The following is a 7902-nucleotide window of genomic DNA, read 5'->3' as shown; positions in this document are numbered from 1 at the left end:
CTCCCGCGCCGGGAAGATCGGAATCGGCCGTGCAGAAGTGGAATCTCGATGTCCCGCGCGAAAAACTTGGCGAACTCACGCAACCGAGTACGCCGCTGCCCGTGCCGAAATTCAGCTACTTACACCACGGGCTGCTAGGTTATTCTCTGCCTCGCTACGTCCGTGGTAGGGTTGGCTCAATGGGTTTCGACCAGTTCCACGGAAATCGCGACGTGGTGGAGAGCCTGCGCGGCATGCTGGCGCGCGACCGCTTTCCGCACGCCGTGATCCTTGCCGGACCCGAGGGCTCGGGCAAGTACACGCTGGCACAGATGCTGGCCAAGGCGATGAACTGCCAGTCGCCACCCCAGGGCGATCTGCCGGATTTCTGCGGCGCCTGCAAGAACTGCGTGCGCATCGCCGAAGCCGACGACCTGGAAGCGCGCTGCGCCGCGGCCGTCGAAGCTCGCGAAGGTCTGAAAGAAACTGACAAGAAAGAAACGCGCATCTTAGTGCAGACGCACCCCGACGTGCTCATCATCCCACCCGACCCGCCGCAGATGATGATCAAGGTGGACCAGGTGCGGCACGTCATCCGGAACATCTACTACCGCCCGGGCGAGGGTCGGCGCCGGGTGTACGTCTTCACCACCACGGCCTTCATGAAAGAGGCCGCCAACTCCCTGCTGAAAGTCTTGGAGGAGCCGCCGGACTTTGCCACCCTCTTTCTGCTGGCGGAAAATCCCGGGCAATTGCTGCCCACCACCCGCTCGCGCTGCGTGAGCTTTCGCCTGGCACCGCTGGACACGGCGGAGATCGAGCAAGACCTGGCGCGCTTGCATCCTGAGTGGAAGCCGCTGCAGCGGGCGCTGGTGGCCAGGCTGTCGGAGGGAGCGGTGGGCCGGGCGCGCTCCTTCGGCCTGGCGGCGTACACGGCGGCGCGGCAGGATGCCTTGGTGGTACTGAACACCGCGGTTCATGCGGACGACCACAGCGCCCTGTTTCGCGCCACCGAGACCTATCGCGCCGGCGCCGAGGGCCGCGACAAGACCGACCACCTGCTCGGGACGTTCTATTCGCTGCTGGAGGACATCCTGTACCTGAAGTCGGGCACGCCGGAACTGGTGCGCAACACCGACATCGCGGCGGAACTGAAACGGCTGGCCGCGTCGGTGGACTTCGCCTGGATTGCGGCGGCATCACAGTATGTGGGAGAGGTGGATAGCGGCATGCGGCGCAACCTGCTGCGCTCGCTGTCGCTGGACGCGATGGTGGCTAGGTTGGAGAGATAGCAACCGGGCACCGGGTGCGCCAAACTGCCTGGTGGTTCACTCAGGATTGTCTAGACCGGCAGCCTGTGATACGGTAACGGCAAGTCCACACCTGTTTAATACTCAAGGCATTACTTCGGTCAAATTGGTGTGTGGCGTTCCGCCGGGGAGGCCGCGTCGGAGTAAATCCGGCCCGGGCAGCGTTTTGGCTGCTTCGGCCAGGGGAGGGCTGCCCGTCATCATGAAAGAACTGGATTCCACCGCCGTGGGGAGGCTTCCGGAACCCGCCGAGAGCTTCGCCAACCGTAAGCTGATTCGCCCGACACTGAACCGCAACGAAATTCGCTCGGACAAAGAACGTCGCGAGCGGCCGGAGCGGGTTGTGTCCGCCCCCAAGAAAACGCCTCCGCCGGAGCAGACGCACGCCGAGAATTTTTACTACCAGAAGCAGATGCAGGCCAAGACGCCGATGGTGATCGTGCTGCGCGACGGCGATTCCATGCAGGGCGTCATCGAGTGGTACGACAAGAACTGCATCAAGGTGACCCGCACCGGACAGCCCAACGTCCTGATCTACAAAACCGCCATCAAGTACATGTTCAAGGTGAGCGAGGAGAGAAGATAGGCTTCAGGCTTCAGGCCGCATGCTACCTCCATTCCCCTGCCATTCCCGTCATCAATCCCGCGAACACCTGGATTCCGTCCCACAGATTTTGTAGGCGCAGGTTTTCGTTCTTGGCGTGCTGGTTGTTGTCGTGATTGACGATGGGTACGCCGATCACCGGCGCGCGCGCCAGAAACAGGTAAATGGGCACGCTGCCGCCGAGCGTGGGTGCTTTCACGATAGTCGTGCCCAGGGCGGACTCGATGGCGTGGACAGCGGCGCGTGATACCGGCAGGTCCATCGAGGTACGCGCCGCCGGATAGCCCGAACCCCAATTGAGGAGCACGATCTTGCCGTGCGCCAGGCGCTCTTCCGGCGTCGGCGCCTGGTGCACGATGTAGAAGCCCAGCTTGGCGACATGCGCTTCCACCAACTGGTGCACGCGCTCGGGCTGCTGGTCGGGCACGAGGCGGAAATCAATGGACGCGCGCGCCTGCGTGGGGATGGCGTTCATTGCCTTGTCGCCGACATTGCCGGAATCCAGGCCGCGAATGTTGATGGCCGGATGCATGATGCGCATCATCAGCGGCTCGGATTCGCCTTCGGTCCAGGCCAAGCCGAGTTCGCGACGCAACTGCGTGTCCACGGCGGGCGCGGCGGCAATGGCCTGCTTTTCCGGTTCTGTCAGCGCGCGTACGTCGTGGTAGTAGCCGGCGATCGTAATGTTGGCATTTTCGTCGCGCATGCTCGCCAGCAGTTCGGCCAGCAGCGCCGCCGGATTCGGCGCCCAATTGCCGTAATGGCCGCTGTGCAGAGCGTGCAAGGGGCCGTAGACGGTTATTTCCAGGTCAGTCATGCCGCGAGCGCCGAAATAGACCTGCATGCGGCGGGTCTGGTGGACAGGGCCGTCGCACAGCAACCACGCGTCGGCCTTGAGCAGCTCGGAGTACTTCTCCATGGCGGCGGCCAGGTGCGGCGAGCCGGCTTCCTCTTCGCCTTCAAAGAGAAACTTGAGGTTAACCGAGGGTTCTGCGCCCGTTGCCTTCAGCGCGTCCAACGCGGCAACCACGGCTTCAATCGGCGCCTTGTCGTCGCTGACGGAGCGCGCGTAGAGGCGCCATTCGCCGGGAATTGTCGCCGGCAGTGAGTTCAGCGGGACCTCCTTGCCGCCCTGCACCAGCGTGTTGTCGCGCAGCGTGGGTGACCACGGCGGCGATGCCCACTGCGCGGCATCAACGTGCTGCCCGTCGTAATGCGCGTAGATGATCAACGTGTGCGTTGCGCCCGGCGAGGCCAATTCGCCATATACCAGAGGCGGACCGCCAAGTTCTTCCAGCAAGCGCGCGGGCGTGCCGCGGCGGCGGAGCATGTCGGCAATGTGCTCGGCATTGCGGCGGATGTTCGCGCTGTCCGACGCGACATTGGGAATGGAGAGCAGCTCGACGTACTCGCGCAGGATATCGTGCTGGTGCGCTGCAACCCAGGCGCGAACAAGGTCGGGTGTGGACTGAGCAACGGCAATGGAGGTCAGCATAAGGAATACAAAAGCTCGGCGGAGCATGGGCGGGAGTATAAACCCCTCTGCCGATTACCGATTGTCGATTGCCGATTAGCGGGGCGCGCGGGCGAGGGTGCCCGCGCCACGATTTCTATTTCTTGTTCACCTTCGGCAGGACGATGCCTTTCTGCGCCTGGTATTTGCCTTTGCGGTCGGCGTAGCTGGTTTCGCACTGCTCGTCGGACTGGAAAAACAGGATCTGGCAGAGGCCCTCGTTGGCATAAATCTTGGCGGGCAGCGGCGTGGTGTTGGAAATTTCCAGGGTGACGAAGCCCTCCCACTCGGGCTCGAAGGGCGTTACGTTGACGATGATCCCGCAGCGTGCGTAGGTGGATTTGCCGACGCAGATGGTGAGCACGTCGCGCGGAATCTTGAAGTACTCCACCGAGCGGGCAAGCGCGAACGAGTTGGGCGGAATGATGGCACACTCGGATTGCACGGTGACGAAGGAGCGCTCGTCGAAGTTCTTGGGGTCAACCACGGTGGCGTTGATGTTAGTGAAGATCTTGAACTCGTCGGCGACGCGCAGGTCGTAGCCGTAGCTGGACAGGCCGTAGGAGATGACGCCGCCGGCCATCTGTTTCTCGCAGAAGGGATTGATCATGTCGCGTTCCAGGGCCAAGCGGCGGATCCAGCGATCGCTTTTGATGGACATCGTTCTCCTTCGAGTTGCGAGTTGCGAGTCGAAATTAACCACGGATGGTCACGGATGCACACTGATCGGAAGAAACATTCCGTGAGAGTCCATGTGAATCCGTGGTCCAGATTGTCCAATGCAATCGCAATCTCGCGGCTGGCAACTCGGCCGGCGGGCTCAAGAGTCGCAAGAATCACGTCCGGCGGCAAGCGAACCCGGCGGATGCGATGTGAAGAATCTGTGGAATACGGGAAATTTTGTGGACAACCGGCGTCCCCACAACATTACAAGGCGCCCTACCGAGCCGAGCATAAGCTTTCGTCAAGCAATGTAAACATTTGACATTCGAGCTTTATGTCTTTAGCATCAACACTTTGCGACAGATTGGGGAGCGGCAGGTGATTAAGCTCGACATCATCAACGAAGTGGTGAACAAAACCGGCATCACCAAAACCAAAGCGGAATTGGCGGTGGAAACCGTGTTCGACAGCATGAAGAATGCGCTGTCGCGCGGGGACCGGATCGAATTGCGCGGATTTGGCGTGTTCAACGTGCGTCCGCGCAAGACCGGCATCGGACGCAACCCGCGCACCGGCGCCGAGGTCAACATCCCGCCCGGCAAGGCGGTCCGCTTCAAGCCCGGCAAGGAATTACAGTCCATCGACTAACAGCACAACAAGTTTCTAGTTTCTGGTTTCTAGTTTCCAGGAGGACCCGGAACCATACCGCGCTAGAAACTGGAAACCAGAAACCCGGTAATGTCTGACCCCATCCCTCCCGTCCCGTCCGCCTACGACTTCCAGCCGGTCGAGGTGTTCCTGGCCGAGCAGCGCCCACGGCGGCGCTACTGGCTGCACGCGGTGCTGCTGCTGGCGACGGTGTTCACCACGCTGGTAGTCGGGGCGCGGCTGGAATTCGATTTCCTGCACAACCTGCCGGCGTTTACTATCAGCGACAGCGTACTTCCTTTTTTTGAGCTGGGCTGGATTTTGGCACAGCCCTCGCGCCTGTTGCTGGGCGTGCCCTTTGCCGGGACATTGATGCTGATCCTGTTGGCGCACGAGATGGGTCACTTCGTGTACTGCATGCGCTATGGGGTGAATGCCACGCTGCCGTTTTTCATCCCGGCGCCGACGCTGATCGGGACGCTGGGCGCGTTTATTCGCATCAAGTCGCCGATCCGCTCGCGCGAGGCGCTGTTCGACATCGGCATTGCCGGGCCGATTGCCGGGTTCGTGGTCGCCTGCATCACCTTGATCGCGGCGCTGACCCTTTCCAAGCCCATGCCGATGACGGTGAGCCAGTCCGATCTCGTACTGTCCTACCCACTGGTCTTCGAGTGGGCACGCTGGCTGCTGATCCGCCTTGGGGTGAGTGGCGGCGGCAGCCTGCCGCTAGCGTCGGTCTATTTGCATCCGACGGCGATCGCCGCCTGGGTCGGAATGTTTGCTACCGCTTTGAACCTGCTGCCCGGCGGACAGCTTGATGGCGGCCACATCGTGTACGCGATCTCGCCGCGCGCCCACCGGCACGTGTCGCGGCTGACGGTGGGCATCCTGCTGCCGATGGGATTCTTGCTCTGGTCGGGATGGCTGGTGTGGGCACTATTGCTGACCATCAGCGGGCTGCGCCATCCGCAGGTACCGCCGTGGCCGGGAATCGGGCGCAAGCGAAAATGGCTGGCGCTGCTCGCGTTCTTCATGCTGATCCTGACCTTGGTGCCGGAGCCGTTCCGGGGCGCAGCGCTACGGTAGTGGAGTTGGTAGTTAGGAGTTAGGGCAATTCGGAAGTAGCAGCTATGCAAAAACCAACTCCACGCGTCCAATCCCTAACTAGCGTCCATCTCTCACTTGATCCGAAATCGGAACGTAATCGGCAGCACAGCCCTGCGCTGCACTGACTTCGCTGCACACGCCTTCACGACTCATCTTCCAAGTAGATTCAGCACGATGCGATGAACCTCGCCTTCACCGCTGGGGTGAATGTTCCAGAAACAGAACGTAATCACGATTCATTGTGACGAAACTGCGCTCGCGCCTAGATTGCTCGCCGCCGCTCGTTAGGTGAGAGCCGCGTTACTGTGGATTCGCGAATGCGCGATTGGGAGGACCTGTATGGGTTCGGCTATTTCCAACTGCTTCCTTAGACTGATTTCCATCGTTCTCCTCCTCCCCGGCTTTCACCATGCGACGGCGCAGATTGCGCCCGGCAAGACGGCCGCGCCGCTGAAAAAAACCTCGACTCCGCCGCCCAGGCCAGCAGTGCCCCAGGAACTTGTCATACCGTTTTGGAGTCTCGAGCCCGGCTGGGATACATACTTGGAAGTCAGAAACAACCTCGCCAGCTCCAGCCTCGATATCACGCCGGTTCTTCGTACTCCGGATGGCACCGAGTTTCCACTCTCGCCGGTGAAGCTAGGCTCCGACCGGGCTCGCAAGATTGATCTTCAGGCGGCGGCACCCTCTCTGAACGGTCGTGGCGGATCTTAGGGTTCTCTGATCCTAAGGTTCACTTCGGCAAGCTCGTACAACGTGTACGCCGCGGCTATGGTCCAGAGGCTGGGTCACGCGATCACGTTTCATTTCGATGCATTTCCCCTGCTGCCGAATTTTTCATCCGGCAGCCGCGACAGCATCTGGTGGCTTCCCCAACCCACGTCCGACGGCTTTCTGGTGATCAGTAACTTTGGTTCCGATCCGGTACAGGCACGCCAAACCTTCACCGGTGATAAAGCGCGGTACAGCACCGATCTGACGCTCGCGCCGCATGAGACGCGACGGATCCGCATCCGTGAGACCGTGCAACGCGCTGGTTTCGCTTCAGCCCAGGGCGGAATGAAGCTGGCTTTCAAGTCCGGCGCCGGCTCCGTGTACGTCGCGCAGGTGCTGTTCGACGAAACCACGGATTTTTCCGCACTCATGAAGCTTTTCGAGCGGGACTTGGCCGATAAGGTGGACACCATCACGATTCGCGCGCCCTTGGTCGGACTGGCGACGCCTGATCCCATGCTGGGCTACCCCCAGGGAACAGTCCTTTATCCTTCAATTTTCGTCCGAAATGTCACCGACACTGCGATCACTCCCACAATGCTGATAAGCTGGAAAAGTGCGGGTTCGACCGGACAAACTCCGCTTGACCTTGGTAAGGTAGCCGCGGAGGAGACTCGACGGGTCGATCTGACTGCACTCCAGGGCGTTCCATCTGATGCCAATTGGGCAAATGTTGAAATCACCTACTCCGGACGCCTCGGTGATCTGATTGCCGTCGCGGCCAGTTACGACGATAGCAAGCGTTATGGATTGCAGTCCCCTTTCTCATCCAGCATTACCTACATGTGGAAAGGCGGTATGTGGCACGTTGACCCCACACACGACACGCTTATCACCACTGGCAACGCCGGCCAGAAGAACGCCCGGGTGGCGATCTCTCTGTTCTATGGCGATAGTGGAGTTTACCAGTTGCCAGAGCGGGTTCTGGTTCCAGGACAACAGACGTGGGTGGATGTGGGCAATCTCATTCACAACCAGGTCGCCGACAAAAACGGGCAGCTCATGCCACCCGGTGCCATGGAGGGTTCCTATGAAATCAAGGACCTGGACGCGAGGGGTGCTGGCTACTTGTACGAAGGCAAGACCATTACCGACAAGACCTTCGGGCATGCAACGTACGGGTGCGCGGAGTGCTGCATGCAGTCCGGTCCGGGGTATAACTCCTTTCACTGCTGTCCGGTTAAAAGTTGAACAGAATCAGTTGGTTGACGTTTTCGGTGAAATTGGCGTCCTGGTCGATGGCCTGAAGGGCGCATAAAATGGGCGTTTTCTCGAAAAGTGTGAGGCTGAGAATCTGTAGAATC

8 protein-coding genes are annotated in these 7902 nt (G+C 60.6%); 6 read left to right on the top strand and 2 right to left on the bottom strand.

All coding sequences use genetic code 11. From position 1 onward, the window contains the following. The first annotated feature begins 179 nt into the window (after positions 1 to 179). Both LAN64_20080 and LAN64_20075 read left to right on the top strand, forming a co-directional pair. Positions 180 to 1271 carry a DNA polymerase III subunit delta' gene (locus tag LAN64_20080; protein ID MBZ5570125.1) on the top strand — a complete coding sequence of 364 codons (1092 nt, stop codon included), beginning with the start codon at positions 180 to 182 and terminating at the stop codon, positions 1269 to 1271. 220 nt (positions 1272 to 1491) lie between these two features. Further along, positions 1492 to 1875: an RNA chaperone Hfq gene (locus tag LAN64_20075; GenBank protein ID MBZ5570124.1), complete on the top strand. Its 384-nt coding sequence runs from the start codon at positions 1492 to 1494 to the stop codon at positions 1873 to 1875. A gap of 22 nt (positions 1876 to 1897) precedes the next feature. On the opposite strand, the gene LAN64_20070 is transcribed toward LAN64_20075, so the two are convergent. Further along, positions 1898 to 3388 carry a M20/M25/M40 family metallo-hydrolase gene (locus tag LAN64_20070; GenBank protein MBZ5570123.1) on the bottom strand — a complete coding sequence of 497 codons (1491 nt, stop codon included), beginning with the start codon at positions 3386 to 3388 and terminating at the stop codon, positions 1898 to 1900. Positions 3389 to 3503: 115 nt separating this feature from the next. After that, positions 3504 to 4067: a dCTP deaminase gene (gene dcd, locus LAN64_20065; GenBank protein ID MBZ5570122.1), complete on the bottom strand. Its 564-nt coding sequence runs from the start codon at positions 4065 to 4067 to the stop codon at positions 3504 to 3506. Positions 4068 to 4447: 380 nt separating this feature from the next. On the opposite strand from dcd, the gene LAN64_20060 reads away from it, so the two are divergent. From LAN64_20060 to LAN64_20045, 4 genes are all read left to right on the top strand, one after another. After that, positions 4448 to 4717, top strand: a complete 270-nt coding sequence (locus tag LAN64_20060) for an integration host factor subunit beta (protein MBZ5570121.1) — start codon at positions 4448 to 4450, stop codon at positions 4715 to 4717. A 90-nt stretch (positions 4718 to 4807) separates the two neighbouring features. Further along, on the top strand, positions 4808 to 5803 hold the full coding sequence (locus tag LAN64_20055) for a site-2 protease family protein (protein ID MBZ5570120.1): 996 nt from the start codon (positions 4808 to 4810) through the stop codon (positions 5801 to 5803). A 360-nt stretch (positions 5804 to 6163) separates the two neighbouring features. Beyond that, the gene (locus LAN64_20050) at positions 6164 to 6538 is read left to right on the top strand and encodes a hypothetical protein (protein ID MBZ5570119.1); all 375 of its coding nucleotides are present in this window, start codon (positions 6164 to 6166) and stop codon (positions 6536 to 6538) included. A 42-nt stretch (positions 6539 to 6580) separates the two neighbouring features. Continuing rightward, positions 6581 to 7789 (top strand): hypothetical protein, encoded by a 1209-nt coding sequence (locus LAN64_20045; GenBank protein MBZ5570118.1) that lies wholly within the window; start codon positions 6581 to 6583, stop codon positions 7787 to 7789. Positions 7790 to 7902 lie beyond the last annotated feature (113 nt).

The sequence above is a fragment of the Terriglobia bacterium genome (assembly GCA_020073185.1).
In the GTDB taxonomy this organism is placed as follows: Bacteria; Acidobacteriota; Terriglobia; order Terriglobales; family Acidobacteriaceae; genus JAIQGF01.
The sequence above is the reverse complement of the archived record's forward strand: the minus strand, read 5'-3'. Positions and strand labels throughout refer to the sequence as shown.

Coding starts and splice junctions, on each gene's coding strand:
- LAN64_20080 (MBZ5570125.1), top strand. CDS start 180: ATGGGTTTCGACCAGTTCCACGGAAATCGCGACGTGGTGGAGAGCCTG.
- LAN64_20075 (MBZ5570124.1), top strand. CDS start 1,492: ATGAAAGAACTGGATTCCACCGCCGTGGGGAGGCTTCCGGAACCCGCC.
- LAN64_20070 (MBZ5570123.1), bottom strand. CDS start 3,388: ATGCTGACCTCCATTGCCGTTGCTCAGTCCACACCCGACCTTGTTCGC.
- dcd (MBZ5570122.1), bottom strand. CDS start 4,067: ATGTCCATCAAAAGCGATCGCTGGATCCGCCGCTTGGCCCTGGAACGC.
- LAN64_20055 (MBZ5570120.1), top strand. CDS start 4,808: ATGTCTGACCCCATCCCTCCCGTCCCGTCCGCCTACGACTTCCAGCCG.
- LAN64_20050 (MBZ5570119.1), top strand. CDS start 6,164: ATGGGTTCGGCTATTTCCAACTGCTTCCTTAGACTGATTTCCATCGTT.